The organism is Paraburkholderia fungorum (assembly GCF_046026025.1).
In the GTDB taxonomy this organism is placed as follows: domain Bacteria; phylum Pseudomonadota; class Gammaproteobacteria; order Burkholderiales; family Burkholderiaceae; genus Paraburkholderia; species Paraburkholderia fungorum_E.
On the sequence record NZ_JAQQFL010000009.1, the window covers coordinates 49,547 to 65,149 of the forward strand.

15 protein-coding genes are annotated in these 15,603 nt (G+C 61.9%); 7 read left to right on the forward strand and 8 right to left on the reverse strand.

Translation table 11 applies throughout. From position 1 onward, the window contains the following. Positions 1 to 71 precede the first annotated feature (71 nt). Genes PQR67_RS12350 through PQR67_RS12375 form a run of 6 tightly spaced genes read right to left on the reverse strand, consistent with a single transcriptional unit; the run spans position 72 to position 5,868 of the window. Entirely contained in the window at positions 72 to 1,202 is a 1,131-nt protein-coding gene (locus tag PQR67_RS12350) for an NAD(P)/FAD-dependent oxidoreductase (RefSeq protein WP_408458913.1), read from the reverse strand. After that, entirely contained in the window at positions 1,195 to 2,631 is a 1,437-nt protein-coding gene (locus tag PQR67_RS12355; RefSeq protein ID WP_408458916.1) for an FAD-dependent oxidoreductase, read from the reverse strand. Before PQR67_RS12355 ends, PQR67_RS12350 begins: the two co-directional genes overlap by 8 nt. Continuing rightward, positions 2,628 to 3,035, reverse strand: a complete 408-nt coding sequence (locus tag PQR67_RS12360; protein ID WP_408459320.1) for a (2Fe-2S)-binding protein — start codon at positions 3,033 to 3,035, stop codon at positions 2,628 to 2,630. The genes PQR67_RS12355 and PQR67_RS12360 overlap by 4 nt, the downstream gene beginning before the upstream one ends. A gap of 23 nt (positions 3,036 to 3,058) precedes the next feature. Beyond that, on the reverse strand, positions 3,059 to 3,853 hold the full coding sequence (locus PQR67_RS12365; protein WP_408458919.1) for an ABC transporter permease: 795 nt from the start codon (positions 3,851 to 3,853) through the stop codon (positions 3,059 to 3,061). 16 nt (positions 3,854 to 3,869) lie between these two features. Further along, positions 3,870 to 4,784 carry an ABC transporter permease gene (locus PQR67_RS12370; protein ID WP_408458922.1) on the reverse strand — a complete coding sequence of 305 codons (915 nt, stop codon included), beginning with the start codon at positions 4,782 to 4,784 and terminating at the stop codon, positions 3,870 to 3,872. Continuing rightward, positions 4,777 to 5,868, reverse strand: a complete 1,092-nt coding sequence (locus PQR67_RS12375) for an ABC transporter ATP-binding protein (RefSeq protein ID WP_408458924.1) — start codon at positions 5,866 to 5,868, stop codon at positions 4,777 to 4,779. The genes PQR67_RS12370 and PQR67_RS12375 overlap by 8 nt, the downstream gene beginning before the upstream one ends. On the opposite strand from PQR67_RS12375, the gene PQR67_RS12380 reads away from it, so the two are divergent. Both PQR67_RS12380 and PQR67_RS12385 read left to right on the forward strand, forming a co-directional pair. Then, positions 5,867 to 6,124 carry a hypothetical protein gene (locus PQR67_RS12380; RefSeq protein WP_408458927.1) on the forward strand — a complete coding sequence of 86 codons (258 nt, stop codon included), beginning with the start codon at positions 5,867 to 5,869 and terminating at the stop codon, positions 6,122 to 6,124. The two genes, PQR67_RS12375 and PQR67_RS12380, sit on opposite strands and share 2 nt — an antisense overlap. 47 nt (positions 6,125 to 6,171) lie before the next feature. Then, positions 6,172 to 7,050 (forward strand): IclR family transcriptional regulator, encoded by an 879-nt coding sequence (locus PQR67_RS12385; RefSeq protein ID WP_408458930.1) that lies wholly within the window; start codon positions 6,172 to 6,174, stop codon positions 7,048 to 7,050. Between the two features lie 67 nt (positions 7,051 to 7,117). Here PQR67_RS12385 and PQR67_RS12390 read toward each other — a convergent pair whose 3' ends face one another. After that, the gene (locus tag PQR67_RS12390; RefSeq protein ID WP_408458933.1) at positions 7,118 to 7,813 is read right to left on the reverse strand and encodes a hypothetical protein; all 696 of its coding nucleotides are present in this window, start codon (positions 7,811 to 7,813) and stop codon (positions 7,118 to 7,120) included. Between the two features lie 566 nt (positions 7,814 to 8,379). Here PQR67_RS12390 and PQR67_RS12395 point away from each other — a divergent pair. Beyond that, positions 8,380 to 9,501 (forward strand): polyamine ABC transporter substrate-binding protein, encoded by a 1,122-nt coding sequence (locus PQR67_RS12395; protein ID WP_408458936.1) that lies wholly within the window; start codon positions 8,380 to 8,382, stop codon positions 9,499 to 9,501. A gap of 261 nt (positions 9,502 to 9,762) precedes the next feature. Then, a complete protein-coding gene (locus PQR67_RS12400) occupies positions 9,763 to 11,331 on the forward strand; it encodes a DUF3138 family protein (RefSeq protein ID WP_408458939.1) in 1,569 nt (522 codons plus the stop codon). A 67-nt stretch (positions 11,332 to 11,398) separates the two neighbouring features. Here the strand turns inward: PQR67_RS12400 and PQR67_RS12405 are convergent, their stop codons facing one another. After that, positions 11,399 to 12,307: a LysR family transcriptional regulator gene (locus PQR67_RS12405; protein WP_408458941.1), complete on the reverse strand. Its 909-nt coding sequence runs from the start codon at positions 12,305 to 12,307 to the stop codon at positions 11,399 to 11,401. A gap of 102 nt (positions 12,308 to 12,409) precedes the next feature. Between PQR67_RS12405 and PQR67_RS12410 the strand changes: the two genes are divergently transcribed. From PQR67_RS12410 to PQR67_RS12420, 3 genes are read left to right on the forward strand one after another with little or no spacing between them, the layout of a single operon-like run. Continuing rightward, a complete protein-coding gene (locus tag PQR67_RS12410) occupies positions 12,410 to 13,465 on the forward strand; it encodes an agmatine deiminase family protein (protein ID WP_408458944.1) in 1,056 nt (351 codons plus the stop codon). Between the two features lie 54 nt (positions 13,466 to 13,519). Further along, a complete protein-coding gene (aguB, locus tag PQR67_RS12415; protein WP_408458946.1) occupies positions 13,520 to 14,434 on the forward strand; it encodes an N-carbamoylputrescine amidase in 915 nt (304 codons plus the stop codon). A gap of 10 nt (positions 14,435 to 14,444) precedes the next feature. After that, positions 14,445 to 15,557, forward strand: coding sequence for a polyamine ABC transporter substrate-binding protein (locus tag PQR67_RS12420; protein ID WP_408458949.1), 1,113 nt, complete (start codon positions 14,445 to 14,447; stop codon positions 15,555 to 15,557). The last annotated feature ends 46 nt before the right edge of the window (positions 15,558 to 15,603 follow it).

Below are 15,603 nucleotides of genomic sequence, written 5' to 3' on the forward strand. Positions count from 1 at the left end.
TCCTGAGTTTCACTAAACGATGACGAGGCGATAACAAGGCAATAAGTAGTAGCCGGGCGCTAACCCGGCAATCACAAGGCGGCCGATGGCGCGGCAACAGCAGTGAATCGATCGATCGAAAATGCGTCGAGCGGCGTGGCGGTGGCGCCATCGATCACAAGATCCGCGAGTATTTCCCCGACGCCCGGCGCCAGTAAAAACCCGCCGCCCGAAAAACCGAACGCATGCAACAGGCGCGGTACGGTACGGCTCGCACCGATGATCGGATTGCTGTCGGGCGTTTCACCTTCCACGCCGCTCCATGTGCGGATCAGCAGCGCCTCGCGCAGCCCGGGCAGCAGGTTGCACGCATCGCGCATCACGGCGCGGGTGGTTGCCGTCGACGGTTGACCGTATTCGCCGTCGCCCTGTCCGCGCCCGCCGCCGATCACGCAATTGCCGCGCGCCACCTGCCGTGCGTAGATGCCGCCGCCGACTACGCCGAGGTTGTGCGTGATGAAAAGCGGCAGCGGCTCGGTGACCCACATGTTCGGATAGATCGGTTTCATGGGCGCGGTTTCGCCGAAGTACCCGGCCACCGTATTCGCCCATGCACCGGCGGAATTGATCAGCCAGTCGGCACTGATGTGTAGTTCGCCTGCGCGCAACTGGAAGCGCGTGCCGTCGTGACGGATGTCGCTCAGTTCGGTTTGCTCGTGCACCTCCGCGCCTGCGGCTCGCGCGGCGCGTGCGAAGGCGGGTGACACCAGACGCGGGTTGGCCTGACCGTCGCTCGCGCACAGCGAGCCGCCGATCGCAGCGTTGCCCAGCCATGGATAGCGTTGCCGGAACGTGGCGCCGCTGATCACCTGCGCCTGCAGTCCGTGGCCGCGAGCCATCGCCGCCCAGGCTTCGAGCGCGGCAAGATCGGCTTCGCTGCGCGCAAGCCGCAAATGTCCCGACACGGTGAATTCGCCGTCGATCCCGATCAGTTCCGGCAAGCGGTCCCAGATGCGCCGCGCACGCATGGCGAGCGGCATCTGTTCGACCGGCCGTCCCTGGACGCGCACGCCGCCGTAGTTCACGCCGCTGGCCTGCGCGCCGCAATAACGCCGCTCGAACAGGCCGACGCGCAAGCCGCGCCGCGCCAGCGCGAGAGCCGCCGACGAGCCGACCAGGCCGCCGCCCGCAATCGCGACGTCGTAGTGCAAGGTGTTACTCATCGCGCGCCTCCTCGGGAATCTCGGCGACGCCGTCGGCATACAGGGCAGGCGAGAGCGGAATCGGTTTGACGGGCGGCTGGCTGCGCAAGCGGCCTACGGCTTCGAGCGGCTTGCCGGTTTCCCGCGCCAGCAGCGTCAGGGCCGCTTCGCCGCACATGCGGCCCTGGCACCGGCCCATGCCGACGCGCGTGAGCGCCTTCAGACGATTGATCTCGTTCGCTTCGCCACCGCGGATGCAGCGCCGCAACGTGCCCGCATCGACTTCTTCGCAGCGGCATACGGTCATGTCATCGGGCCATTGCGCCGCGCATTCCGCGGGTGGGGCAAAGGCTGCTTCGATACCCTGGCGGAACACGGCGATACGTTGCAGGCTGCGCTCGAGGGACGCCGCCGAGGGCGCGCCCGGGCCACGTGGATGCGCGATGCCGAGATCGTCGAGCAGCGCCAACGCCGTGCGACGGCCGGCGAGTTCGGCGGCATCGGCACCCGCGATGCCCGCACCGTCGCCGGCCAGATAGATGCCGCGCACGGTGCTGCGCCCAGCGGGATCGAGCTTGGGCAGCCAGCAACGATTGTGCGCATCGAAACGGAAGCGGCACCCGGCGAGATCGGCGAGTTGGGTTTCAGGCTTCAGGCCGAAGCTGATGCCAACGGCGTCGCACGGAAGGGTTTCGGTTTTCTGCGAGTCACCGGTTGACGAACGCCATTCAATGGCGCTCACGCCGTGCTCACCGTGAATGCCGATCAGGCTCACATCGCGTTCGATCCGCACGCCACGCATCTTGAGCCAGCCAACGTAGTAAAGCCCTTTGGCGAAGGTAGCCGGTTGCCGCGCGAGTTTCGGCGCCGCGGCAATCTGCTGCGATAGCGGACTCGTGTCGAGCACGGCTATCACCTGCGCGCCGGCTTTGACGTACTGATAAGCCACGAGATAAAGCAGCGGCCCGGTGCCGGCGAGCACCACGCGCTGCCCGATCGCACAGCCCTGTGCTTTCAACGCGACCTGCGCCGCGCCCAGTGTGTAGACGCCGGGCAGCGTCCAGCCCGGCACGGGCAGTACGCGATCCGTCGCGCCGCTGGCGATGATCAGATGCGAAAACGGCACACTGATTTCCCGTCCCGCATGCAGCGTGTCGAGCCGGCCCGGTTCGCAAGCCCAGGCCAGCGTGTCGGGACGATAGTCGAGTCGCGGAAGAAGCGCGGCCATCGTTCTATGCAATGCCTCGGCTTTGTGCGCTTCAAAACCGTAGAGCGTCTTCTTCGAGCGCTGGAACGCGCCGTTCGCCGGTGGTTGACGATAAATCTGACCGCCCCAGCGGGCATTCTCATCGAGCACGATGGGCCTGATGTCGGCCGCCACCAGGGTTTCGGCGGCGCGCACGCCCGCCGGTCCCGCGCCGACGATAACCACGCGATGTTCGTCGCTCATTGCGTGTCTCCGATGGCCGTCGCGGCAGAAGCAGGAGCACTCGCGGCAGGGATTGCGGCGGTAACGACAGAAGCCGCTTCGGCGAGCCGCGTGATCACGCGCATGCCCTGCGTTACCAGGGTCGAGCACGCGCGCAAACGCATCCCTTCCTCGGTACGCATCCAGCAGTCCTGGCAAGCGCCGATCAGGCAGAAGCCGGCGCGTGGTGCGCCGCTGAATTCGCTTTCGCGCACGCGGCGTTGCTGCATCAGCACGGCAGTGAGCAAGGTGTCGCCTTGCAATGCGGCGACCTCGTGACCGTCGATAAAAAAGCTGAGCGGTTCACGCTGCGTCTCGGCGACGCGAACGAATTGCGCGTCGCGCTTAAGCGCGGCAGGTTCGGAAGACGGCAAATTCGACGGCATGTGAGAGAGGGCGGTAGAAGACATCAGTGCTGGCCGATCAGAATCCGGTTGAGCCCATAGACGCGATCGAGCAGCAGCATCGCGCCGGCGGTGATGAAGATCACCAGCGCGGAGACGGAGGCCATCATCGGATCGATCGATTCGGTCGCGTACATGTACATGCGCACCGGCAGCGTGACGGTTTGCGGCGAGGTGATGAAGATCGACATCGTCAGTTCATCGAAACTGTTGATGAACGCGAGCAGCCAGCCGCCCGTTATGCCCGGCAGAATCATCGGGAAGGTGATGCGTCGAAACGTGGTCCACGCGTCCGCGCCGAGCGAGTGCGCGGCATGTTCGACGCTGCGGTCGAGACCGCTGACCGAGGCCAGCACGAGCCGCATCACGAACGGTGTGATGATGATCATGTGCGCGAGCACGAGCCAGGCGAACGAACCGGTCGCGCCAATCAGCGCGAAGAAGCGCAGCAGTGCGATGCCGAGCACGAGGCCGGGAATCACCAGCGGCGACAACAGTAAGCCGTTGAGGAAGCCGCGGCCCGGAAAGCGGGCGCGGCCGATCGCGAGCGCCGCGGGCAACGCGACGATCAACGAAAGCGTCGCCGAGGCAAACGCCAGCTTCAGGCTGTTGAAGAACGCCGAGATGAAGTCCGGGTAGTCGAGGATGGCGCGGAACCAGCGCAGCGATACGCCGTGGGTGGGCAGCGTGAGCGTTTCGTCGGGCGTGAAGGCGACCAGCACGACGATCACGAGCGGCGCGAGCACGAACGCAATCACCAGCGTGTGGAAAATCAGCGCAATGGGGCCGTTTTTTCTCATGATGATCTCGCGAGGGTCAGCCGAGGCTTCTGGCGTACCTGCGCTCCAGAACCCGGTAGTAAGTGAGCATCATGATCAGATTCGCGACCAGCAGCAGGAGCGCGATGGTCGCGCCGAGCGGCCAGTTCAGCGAGCCGAGGAATTCGTCATAGACGGCGGTGGCGGCGACTTTCAGGCGCCGTCCGCCGAGCAGGCCGGGAATCGCGAAGGCGCTCGCCGACAGGCCGAACACCATCAGGCTGCCCGACAGAATGCCCGGTGTGAGTTGCGGCAACACGATGCGCCGCAGGGTCGTGGCGGGCGACGCCATCAGCGAAAGCGCGGCGTTTTCCGTTTGCGGGTCGAGCTTCTGCAACGCGGTCCACACGGGAATCACCATGAATGGCAGCATCACGTGCACGAGCGCAATGACAATCGCGAAGGTGGTGTATTCGAGCTTGTACGGTCCCAGCCCGATCAGCCCGAACGCCTGATTCACGAGGCCGTTGCTGTTGAGCAGCATGCTCCAGCCGAACGCGCGGACCACGACCGAGACCAGCAGCGGCGCGAGAATGATCAGCAGGAACATCGAGCGATACGGATCGCGCATGCGCGACAGCACATAGGCCTCAGGCGTGCCGATCACGATGCACAACAAGGTGGTCAGAAAGGCGATGCCGAAAGTGCGCAGGAAGATCGTGTGGAAATACGACGACTTCAATACTTCCGCGTAGTTGCCGAACTGGAATGCGGCAATCGGGCCGCTCGCCGGATCGAAGCGGTAGAAGGTCAGCACCAGCGTCATCAGGAGCGGCACCAGCACGAGCGCCGCGAACAGCAGGAAAGCCGGCGCGCACATCAGCCACAAGGGCAGGAACGCGTGCCATGGCGCGCGGCGCGCATGGCCGGTCTTCATGCCGTCGTCGTTCGAAGCGGGCAGCGTACTAGCCATGATGCGCATCCCGTTGAATGAAGCGGATCGCCTCGCTGTTCCAGTCGACGCCGACCGCCGCGCCTTCCGGCAACGGCTCGGTGCCTTCGTTCTGGCAGCACACCAGCACTTCGCCCAGGCGGCTGTCTACGCGATACAGCCATTGGCTGCCGAGGAAGAAACGGCTCGTCACGGTGGCGGACAAGCGTCCCGCGTTCGGCGCGCACAGGCGCAGCTTCTCCGGACGGATGCACAGCGTGATCGCGTCGCCGACGCCGATCGTTCGTTCGCGCACGGGCAGTTGCGCGGTGCGGCCGGTTTCGGCGAGATCGTGCCCGAGATCGATGCGGATCGCGTCGCCGTCGCACGCGATCACCTTGCCTGTCAGCATGTTCGCCTTGCCGATGAACTGCGAGACGAATCTGTTTTCAGGCCGTTCGTAGGCTTCGTACGGCGTGTCGATCTGCGTAATGCGGCCGGCTTCCATCACCACCACGCGGTCGCTGATCGACAGCGCTTCCGACTGGTCATGCGTGACCATGATGGTGGTCGTGCCGATCTTGCGCTGGATGGCGCGCAGTTCGAACTGCATGTCTTCGCGCAGCTTGGCGTCGAGGTTCGACATCGGTTCGTCGAGCAGCAGCACGGGCGGCGCGATCACGATCGCGCGGGCGATGGCCACACGCTGCCGCTGTCCACCGGACAGCTCGCGCGGAAAGCGGTGTGCGAGCGTATCGAGGCGCACCAGTGCCAACGCTTCGCGTACGCGTTCCTTGCGCTCGGCCTTGTCCACGTTGCGCATCTCGAGTCCGAAACCGACGTTGTCCGCCACGCTCATATGCGGAAACAGCGCGTAGCTCTGGAATACGATGCCGAGGCCGCGTTTGTTCGGCTTCATGTGCGTGATGTCGCGGCCGTCGAGCGTGATGCGCCCGCGGGTGGTTTCGACAAAGCCCGCGATCATCTGCAAGGTGGTGGTCTTGCCGCAGCCGGACGGCCCGAGCAGCGAAACGAACTCGCCTTTTTCAACCGACAGGTTCACGTCGGCGACGGCCTGCAGATCGCCGAACGATTTCGCTACGTCCGTGAGTGTGAGGAACGACATGATCTGGCCTTTGGATGGATCGACACCGGTTCAATCGGTTACTGCCTCGATGGAACCGACTCTATCCAGCCAAATTCCATGGCGTCAATTTCAAATTCCGTTTGGCGGTATAAGATTTGAAAAAATTCCGATAGATGGAATGTATTGGCTGAAAGCAGCTTTAACTGTTCCGCTGCACGGTCTCCGGAAAATCCCTATGAATCAGGACCAGGTGCGAATGGAGCGGATGGATCGGGAATATTCCATTCAAGGATAAAACACTCTATAGTATTCCGATCAATGAAATAATTCGGAGCGATGGAGATGAATGCTGCCGCCAAACGAGATACCGATTCCGCACGGGCCGAAACGGACAGTGCGCCCGGGCCTGGCATGTTGGAGCGCGCCTTTGCGGTGATTCGCGCGCTATCCGAAGCGCAATCGGAAGGGGGCCGCGTCACGCGTCTCGCGAAAGCGGTGGGGCTGACGCAAGGCACCGTGCACCGCATTCTTCATGCGCTGATCGCAGAGGGCATCGTCGAACAGGACGAAAATTCGAAGCTGTATCGGCTGAGCGTCGATTTCTTTGCGCTCGCCGCGCAGGCCGGCAATCCGAGCGGCATGCGCACGCTATGCCGTCCGGCATTGCTGCGCTTGTGCGCGAGTCTCGGCGACACGATTTTTCTGCTGGTCAAAAGCAGTTTCGACGCGGTGTGTCTCGACATCTGCGAAGGCCCGTTTCCGATTCGCTCGTTCACCGGCGATATCGGCGGGCGGGTGGCCTTGGGGGTCGGTCAGGGGAGTCTCGCGATTCTCGCGTTCCTGCCGGAAGCGGAGCGTGAGGAGATCATCCGTTTCAATGTGCCGCGCATTCGCGGCTACGGGGTGCTCGACGAGGTGTATTTGCGCACTGAGATCGAACGCGTGCGCCAACTGGGCTACGCGGGCCGCAATAGCGGCGTGCTCGACGGCATGGCGGGTGTGGCGGTGCCGATTCTGGACCGCACCGGGGTGGCGGTGGCGGCGCTGAGCGTTGGCACTCTGGCGGCGCGTCTCGGCGACGATCGCCTGCCGATGGTGGTCGAATTGCTGCGCCGTCAGGCGGATGCAATCGGCCCGCAGACCAATCCCTTCGATGTCGCGCTGCGTCGGCCCATGCATGGCTTGTCGCGCGCCATGACCACGGAGCGCATCACGGGATAGGCGGCAGCCGTTTCAACGGCGCAGAGGGAGTGGCCTGTCGCGGAGACACATTCCAATCGCGCCTGTACTACTGAGCGTGGACACCCTCATGAACATACTGTGGCGCCAACCCGCTGCCGCTCACGCGATAGCGCAAGGTGTAGAAGACCCATATTCCGTGAACTCTGTGGCCGAACGTCGTCGAGCGTATCCGGTCAGCGCCGGTTGTCGGTGTTCCTCCAGCATCGACCATGTACGAGGAGGGATCGACCACGCTATCCAGGGCGTGCCCTTGCGTGCCGAAGGTCGATTCCAGCAAGCGCGCCTGCATCTTGACCTGTTGCTCCCGCCCTCCGCCTGAACCTCCTGAGGTCCCGGCATTGGCGTGAACGACCATGGCCGTTCCATCGCCAGGTTGCGACCCGACGCCGAACGAGCAGCCATCCATGGTTGCGGTGAACACCCATTGCGCCTTCCTGCTCAGGATCGTGCCGCATAGCGAGTTCTGAGCGTAAGGGACGAAATAGATTTTGCGCTTTTCGTCATCCGGGACTGAAGCATCGGCTTTCCGGAGTGAGAAGGCCTCGCCTGTGCAACCGGTCACCGTTGCGTTGGGTAATGGCCGAACCGTTGCCTCAATGAGAAAGTCGCTCCCTGGGCGTACAACCGACTTGGTGGAAGGCTCGTAACTGAAGTTTTTCACGTCGCCTGAGTTGAGGTTGACGATCACAACGTTCTGCTGCATGAATCCATGCGGATCAATCCGGAAATCTTTCGCGTCCATAACGGGTTGGCCTTTCTCGTCGTGTGATAGGGAACCTCTGCTGCCCGTTCGTGAGTTCAGACCGTCGCGCCCGCGTGGCGTGCTGGCCTGCTCTCCCTACTCGCCGGGCTATCCGGCACGCTAAACGGCGAACGTTTCCGAAGCGTTCCCCTGCGCGCCAACGGGGCAGGCGGATACGCCCATGCCAGGCGTCGACGGTATCGACCAAGCGTCGCTGATTCGGAAGCGAGATGACACCGAGGTTGTAATCCTTGTAATGCTTCTCCCTGCCGGATTTCGTGTCGCCTACTGCTCGCGGCAGAAGACATGAGGGAAATTGATCAAACCAAGCAAAAAACATCAATTCCCATCAGATATTGTTCGACTGAGAATGCGTCACCCATCTGCAACGCGAGAGACGCGATGCTGGATGAGGAGCGGTCAAGAAACGTTCAATAAACGGTCCCCCATTCATTCCTGCTGCTATCCAGATCGTAAGAATAGTTAGGAATGGAAATTAAATAAAAAACCTCTTCCACATTCCTGCCTGCTTTCACACCAATCTCTTATCTTCAAGGGAAACAACCATGCGCTTTTGTCATCTTCATCATAGGGCCGCGGGTGCGGCTTGTGTTGCGATCACCGGACTTGTTCTGTCCTGCTCGTCACCGGTGATGGCGGCCGATAGCGAACTCAACGTCTATAACTGGTCGGACTACATCGCCAAGGACACGATCCCGAACTTCGAGAAGGAGTCAGGCATTCACGTCAGGTACGACAACTACGATAGCGACGACACGCTGCAGGCCAAGCTTCTGGCGGGGAGTTCGGGTTTCGACGTCGTCGTGCCGTCATCGCTCTACATGGCGCGGCAAATTCAGGCGGGCATGCTTCTGAAGCTCGACAAGTCGCAAATCCCGAATCTGAAGAACCTCGATCCGGGACTCATGAAAATGGTCGCGGATGTCGATCCAGGGGCGCAGTACGGCGTGCCCTGGGCGTACGGCACCGATGGGATCGGCTACAACGTGCGGGAAGTGAAGAAGGCGTTGGGCGACAACGCGCCCGTCGACAGTTGGGCGCTGGTGTTCGATCCGGCCAACGTGTCGAAGCTGAAGAGTTGCGGCGTCTCGTTTCTCGACCAGGCCGCTGACGGATTCGCTACGGCGCTGCAGTACCTGCACAAGGACCCGAACAGCTCGAACCCCGCCGATTATCAGGCCGCCTTCGATCTGCTGAAGAAGGTGCGCCCTTACATCACCCAGTTCAACTCGTCGGGCTATATCAACGATCTCGCCAACAACGACGTTTGCGTGGCGATCGGCTGGTCCGGCGACGTGGGCATTGCGCGGCGGCGTGCGGCAGATGCGAAACGCTCCTACGAGATCCGCTTCTCGAACGTCAAGGAAGGTGGCTTGCTCTGGTTCGACATGATGGTGATCCCGAAGGACGCGCCGCATCCCGAAGCGGCCATGAAGTGGATCAACTATATCGAGGACCCGAAGGTCAATGCGGCGATCACCAACGAGGTGTTCTATCCGACCGCGAACCGCGCCGCGCGACCGTTCGTCAGCCCGGTCGTGTCGCAGGACCCGAGCGTTTATCCGGCCGATGACGTGCTCGGCAAAATGACCTTGATGAGGCCGTTGCCCATCGACATTGTCCGGCTGGAAAACCGCCTTTGGGCGCAACTCAAGGCGGGGCGCTGATAGCGTCGAATAGCGCGGTTCGCGCGACCAACGTTCGCCGGTCGCCGATTGCCGCGCTGCCTGAAGCCGCCGCGACGCTAGCCCGCTTGCGGCGCTAACGCCGCTAACGCGCGGCCAGGCTTTCCCTGAGCGCTGCATGTCTTGTGAGGCCCCTTGCGAGCCTCGCATGGGAACGCTCGTGCGTGCATCCCGTGAGCGGTGGGTTCGCGACCGCCAGGCATAGACACATTGATCGCAATACAACAAACGAGGAGACTTCGTGTGAGAAAGAAACTGATTGGTCTGCTGGTGGCGGGCTGTCTGCCCGGCATCGCGCTGGCGGACACCACCACCGAGCAAATCCGGGCGCTGCAGGCACGGCTCGACGCGCTGCAAAAAGAGGTAAAGCGATTGCAGACGCAGCCGCCGGCTAAAACGGCTGCTGAGCCGGCAATCAGGCCGGCAGCCGCCGGGCCCGCGGCCGCACCTGTCGATGTTTCGTCATCCGCATACGGCAAAGCACAGGCGACGCTGACCAACGACGACGTCACGGCCATGAAGCAGCAGCTTGCCATTCAGCAGTTGAAAGTGAACTCGCTCGAAGACGCCGCGAATACCGGGCCGATGGCCGGTCTCTCGGTGACGGGTTATCTCGATCCGACCTACGTGTATAACCGCGCGCAAGGCAGTTCTTCGTTCCTGTTCGCGAACCACGAAAGCACCGGTGGCTACTTCAACAGCACGTTCGGCGACCTCTACCTCGACATCAAGAAGACCTTCGGCGTCGGGCCGATGGCGCCGTCGGCCGAAATCACATTGATGCCCAATCGTGGCAACGGCATCACACTGTTGCAGAACGAGCATGGCCAGATCGGCAACAACATTCTGAACACGGCGGTCGTCAGTGTGCCGCTGTCGGGCACGACGACTTTCGTCGCGGGGCTGATGTCGAGTTTCGGTGGCTATGAAGTGCAGCAGTCGAACCAGATGCTCACGCTGACTCACAACCTGCTGTATGACTTCTCCGATCCGGGTAGTTATATCGGCCTCGGGGCGAACTACACGAAGGGAGATTGGGCGTGGAAATTCCTGCTGGGCAATGAACAGTACCGGACCAATGGCGCCATCACGCAGACAGGCACGAATGCGCTGGGCGATCCGGTCACGACCAGCAACAAGGTGCCGACCTTCACGGCGCGTGCGGACTACACGTGGTCAAGCGCGCTCGATATCGGTGCGTCGTTCAACATCGGCCGGCAGACTTTGCCGAGCGCCATCAATCCGACTACGGGCGCGGTGAGCTACGGCGTGAGCGGTCAGGCGCCCAGCGGTTTCGGCACGTTCTTTTTCTCGGAAGCCGACCTGACGTATCTGCTCGCCGACGTGCAGTACAACGTCGAGATCGATTATGGCCAGCAGCAGAACGCCGCATTCAACGGCGGCCAGGCGCAATGGTATGGCGTCTCGCTGCTCGCGCACCGCAAGTTCAGCTTGCCGGGCATTGGCCGGATGGGCGCGACGTTGCGCTATGACTTCCTCGCTGACAGCAAGAACGGCGGCGGTGGCGGTGGTGTTGCGTTGAACGGCCAGGGCCGCGACCCATACAACGGGTTCGGCATCAGCGCGGACTGCGTCGCCAATGCGCAGGCAAGCGGTGGTTTGGGCCTGCAATGCAAGGGTTCGAATCGTCAGGACGTTGCGCTCGACCTGCTGTTTTTCCCGACCGCGCAGATTACGGTGAAGCTCGAATACCGGCACGACTGGGCCAACAACAAGGTGTTCCTGCGTAACGACGGCTCTTATAGCAGTTCTAACGACCTGCTCGCCACGCAGTTTATCTATTCGTTCTAACCAGCCATACCGCCACGCCATCCATGCTCTCGCGTGGATGGGCCTGCCGTGTTTCTGCTGCTACAGACTAGGCAGCGGGACCACGGCCGGCATCAGCTTCTTTGCCCTGAGCCAGCAGCCATTCGAACATCTGCTCGACGACGGGTGAACGCGACGGTCCGGCCACACGCGACAGCCACCACGTCAAGCCCGGCAAACGCGGGTAATCCGCCAGGATGGTCAACGCGCCCTGATCGATACTGCCTTGCGCCACCAGCCGGGACAGGCAGGCAATGCCCCGCCCACGCAACACCGCATCCAGCACCAGACGCTGATCGTCGTAGATCGCGTTCATGCGATAGGCCGACAACTGATCGCGGAAAATCGGCCCGGTGCTCTCGCTCGTCAGGTTCTCCTCCAGGCAGATGAGGCCCGTGTGCAAATGATGTTTGGCGCGCGGCACGCGGGCCAGTTTCGACGCGAGTTCCGTCGCGCACACGGTCACCCACTCGTCCTGCAGAAACGGTATTTCCGATAGACCGGCCTGTTGCATCGGCCGCGCGCCGATCGTCATATCGACGTCGATCTCATCGACATAACGTGCGCTCTCGTCGGTGGAGAGCAGGGGGCATAGATCGGGAAGAACCTGTTGCAATTGATCGAGACGCGGCTGCAACCAGCCGTGCAGCAAGGGCGCGGGACACACCAGCACGACCAGCCCGGGGTCGAGATAGGTGGCAATCCGTCCAAGCCCGCTGCGCAGCGTTTCCATCGAGCGCTGCACGCTACGCTGCAACACCTCGCCGGCGACCGTCAATTCCACGCCACGCCCGATTCTGCGAAACAGCGGTTGCCCCAGTTGCTCCTCGAGTTGCTGGATCTGGTGGCTGATCGCGGATTGCGACAGGTGCAGTTCGTCGGCCGCGCGGGAGAAGTTACCCAGTCTGGCGGCGGCTTCGAAGCCCATCAGCAGCTTCAGGGAGGGGACACGTTGCATTGAGGTATGAGAAAAGTTGATTGATTTAGCCAATAAACATCATTTTTCATCAAGTGTAACCCGTATCACAATGGCTCACCACCTAACGATGGAGACAGAGGAATGAGTCGCTTTGACGCTCGCCAAGATGGCTACCGGATGCCCGCGGAATGGGAAACGATGCACACCACCTGGCTGGGATGGCCGATTCTGGAAGGCCGCGAAGACCTGTGGGGAGACCACTATCTGCGAGTCTGCCGGGAGTTCGCGCTGGTCGCGCAGACGGTTGCCCGCTACCAGCGTTGTGTGGTGACCGCTCACCATAGCCAGGCCGAGGCGGCGCGCGAACTGGTCGGCAACAGCGTCGAGGTGCTCGCGGTCGCGGCGGAAGACAACTGGCTGCGCGACTGCGGGCCGATTTTCCTCGCGGGCGAACAGGGCCGCCTGGGCGCCGCCGCGTTTCGCTTCAATTGCTGGGGTGAGAAATACCAGCCTTACGACGGCTGCCAGCAAGTGGGGCAGGACATCGCCCGCGCGGCCGGCGCGCAGATTTTCAACTCGCACATGGTGCTGGAGGGCGGTGCCTTTTACGTGGATGGGCAAGGCACGCTGATCACCACGGAAAGCTGTCTGCTGCATCCGAATCGCAATCCGCACATGAACCGCGCTGAAATCGAGGCCGAACTCAGGCGCATGCTGGGGGTGGAGAAGATTATCTGGTTGCCTGGCAATCCGGACGAAGTGGAAACCAATGGACATGTGGACGGCATTGCATCGTTCATCGCGCCGGGCAAGATGCTGTTTCAGAGCGCGAGTCCGGTGCAGGGCGACTACTTCCATGTAATGCGTGAGAATCGCCGCGCGCTGGAGTTGGCCACCGACGCTGCCGGGCGCCGTTTCGAACTGATCGATCTGCCCTCGCCGATTGTCAGCGAACGCTTTGGCTCCGAGCGCTACTGCGATTGTTACGCGAACTACATTCTGGTCAATGGCGCGGTGATCTCGACCGCGTTCGGTGTGGAACAGGATCAGGCCGCACGTGAGGTTTTCGCCCGGGCGTTCCCGGAACGGCGCGTGGAATTGCTGCCGATTCCCACGTTGTCGATTGGCGGCGGCAGCATTCATTGTTCGACGCAGCAGCAGCCGGCTATTACCGCTAACGCCACCGCTCACGCCTGAGCTCACTTCTGAGTTCACTGAGCCTGACCGAATCAGATCGAAGGGAAACTTCACATGTCGTCGCGAAACATCACCGTAGCGTCGGTGCAAATGGCATCCGGCAGCTGGACCTTTGAAGACAATATGGCTACCGCGGAACGATTGATCCGTGAAGCCGCGGCGAAGGGCGCCAACCTCGTGTTGTGCCCCGAGCTTTTCATGATGCCGTATTTCTGTCTGGATCAGAACGTGCGGCATCTGGAGCTGGCCGAACCGTTCGCGGACAATCCGCGGATTGCCCGCTTCGCGAGACTCGCCGGCGAACTGGGCATCGTGTTGCCCATCGGTTTTTTCGAGCGGGCCGGCAATGCCGCCTACAACTCGGTTGCCGTAGCCGATGCCGACGGCAAAGTACTCGGCGTGTATCGCAAGACTCACATTCCGGACGGTCCGGGTTATACGGAGAAATTCTATTTCACGCCGGGCGACACCGGCTTCAAGGTGTGGGACACGCGCTTCGGCAAGATCGGCATCGGCATCTGCTGGGATCAATGGTATCCGGAGACAGCCCGCAGCCTTGCGTTGATGGGCGCGGAAATCCTGTGCTTTCCGACCATCATCGGGTCCGAGCCGTTCAGCAGCGATTTCGATTCGGCGGGTCACTGGCAACGCACGATGCAAGGCCATGCGGCGGCCAATATGGTGCCTGTGGTGGCGGCCAACCGGATTGGCCGTGAGGTCGGCTTCGGCAACGGCAATCCGCAACAGCAGGGACTGGCCGGCGTGTTCTACGGGTCCAGTTTCATTGCGGATCACACGGGCGAAAAATTGGCCGAGGCCAATCGCACGGACGAAGCCGTTCTTCTGCACACGTTCGACCTGAACGCGATTCGGCAAGACCGGCAGTCCTGGGGCTTTTTCCGCGATCGCCGTCCGGAAATGTATCGTACGTTGCTGACCAGCGACGGCGCCTCGTCATGCTATCGCTAAGGAATACGTGATGAAAAAGCACTGGCTCCCGTCACTCGCCGGTCTCGGACTTTGTCTGTGCATGCTGGCCGGACAATCCCACGCCGAGGAAGAGAAGATACTGAACCTGTACAACTGGAGCGATTATTTCGCGCCTGACACGTTGTCCGAGTTCCAGAAGGAAACCGGTATCAAGGTCCGTTACGACGCGTACGATAGCGACGAGACTCTACAGTCCAAGCTGATGACAGGCGACAGCGGATACGACCTGGTGTGGCCGACCAATGATTTCATGGCGAAGCAGATTCAGGCAGGGGCGTTTCGCAAGCTCGACAAGAGCAAGCTGCCGAATCTCAAGTATCTGGACCCCATGCTGCTGAAACTGATGGCGCAGTCCGATCCCGGCAACCAGTACGGCGTTCCCTACATGTGGGGGACGGTGGGCGTGGGATACGATCGCGCCAAGGTCAGTGCCATCCTCGGCAACGATATGCCCACCAACAGCATGGATCTGCTATTCAACCCGGCGATTGCCTCGCGTATTGCCGCGCACTGCGGACTGGGGTTGCAGGACTCCGCCAGTACGGTGCTGCCGTTGGCGTTGCGCTACGTCGGCCGCGATCCGGTAAACCCGAGCGCGCAAGACTATGCCGCCGCGCAGACCATGCTGTTGAAAGCGCGGCCCTACATCCGTCTGTTCGTCAATTCGGCTAACGCCAACGAGTTGATCGACGGCGAACTGTGCGTGATGATCGGCTACTCCGGGGCGATCAACCTGGCCGCGCAGAAGGCGAGGGAACTGGACCGCAAGCGTGACATTGTCTATGACATCCCGAGCATAGGCAGTCTGATGTGGTTCGACGGCATGGTCATTCCCAAGACCGCCAAGCATCCGGACAATGCGCATGCGTTCATCAACTACATCCTGAGGCCGGACGTCGTGGCGAAGATCTCGAATGCCACGCGCTACGCGAATGCCAATCTGGGCGCACTGAAGCTGATGGACCCCGCGCTGGTCAATAACCCGAACATCTATCCGGATGAGCAAAAGAAGCGGACGCTGTTTACGCCGGTGGTCGAGGCACCCGCCACGGCTCGCCTGGAGGGCCGGATCTGGCTTGGCCTCAAGGCGAGCAAGCCCTGAATCGCGGGCTCTGCAGCCGGCCTTACCGATAACCATGAGGTGTTTT

What these genes read in the sequence shown, in the direction of transcription:
- PQR67_RS12355 (WP_408458916.1), bottom strand. Translation starts at nt 2,631, where the DNA reads ATGAGCGACGAACATCGCGTGGTTATCGTCGGCGCGGGACCGGCGGGC.
- PQR67_RS12370 (WP_408458922.1), bottom strand. Translation starts at nt 4,784, where the DNA reads ATGGCTAGTACGCTGCCCGCTTCGAACGACGACGGCATGAAGACCGGC.
- PQR67_RS12395 (WP_408458936.1), top strand. Translation starts at nt 8,380, where the DNA reads ATGCGCTTTTGTCATCTTCATCATAGGGCCGCGGGTGCGGCTTGTGTT.
- PQR67_RS12365 (WP_408458919.1), bottom strand. Translation starts at nt 3,853, where the DNA reads ATGAGAAAAAACGGCCCCATTGCGCTGATTTTCCACACGCTGGTGATT.
- PQR67_RS12405 (WP_408458941.1), bottom strand. Translation starts at nt 12,307, where the DNA reads ATGCAACGTGTCCCCTCCCTGAAGCTGCTGATGGGCTTCGAAGCCGCC.
- aguB (WP_408458946.1), top strand. Translation starts at nt 13,520, where the DNA reads ATGTCGTCGCGAAACATCACCGTAGCGTCGGTGCAAATGGCATCCGGC.
- PQR67_RS12360 (WP_408459320.1), bottom strand. Translation starts at nt 3,035, where the DNA reads ATGCCGTCGAATTTGCCGTCTTCCGAACCTGCCGCGCTTAAGCGCGAC.
- PQR67_RS12410 (WP_408458944.1), top strand. Translation starts at nt 12,410, where the DNA reads ATGAGTCGCTTTGACGCTCGCCAAGATGGCTACCGGATGCCCGCGGAA.
- PQR67_RS12375 (WP_408458924.1), bottom strand. Translation starts at nt 5,868, where the DNA reads ATGTCGTTCCTCACACTCACGGACGTAGCGAAATCGTTCGGCGATCTG.
- PQR67_RS12380 (WP_408458927.1), top strand. Translation starts at nt 5,867, where the DNA reads ATGATCTGGCCTTTGGATGGATCGACACCGGTTCAATCGGTTACTGCC.
- PQR67_RS12420 (WP_408458949.1), top strand. Translation starts at nt 14,445, where the DNA reads ATGAAAAAGCACTGGCTCCCGTCACTCGCCGGTCTCGGACTTTGTCTG.
- PQR67_RS12350 (WP_408458913.1), bottom strand. Translation starts at nt 1,202, where the DNA reads ATGAGTAACACCTTGCACTACGACGTCGCGATTGCGGGCGGCGGCCTG.
- PQR67_RS12385 (WP_408458930.1), top strand. Translation starts at nt 6,172, where the DNA reads ATGAATGCTGCCGCCAAACGAGATACCGATTCCGCACGGGCCGAAACG.
- PQR67_RS12390 (WP_408458933.1), bottom strand. Translation starts at nt 7,813, where the DNA reads ATGGACGCGAAAGATTTCCGGATTGATCCGCATGGATTCATGCAGCAG.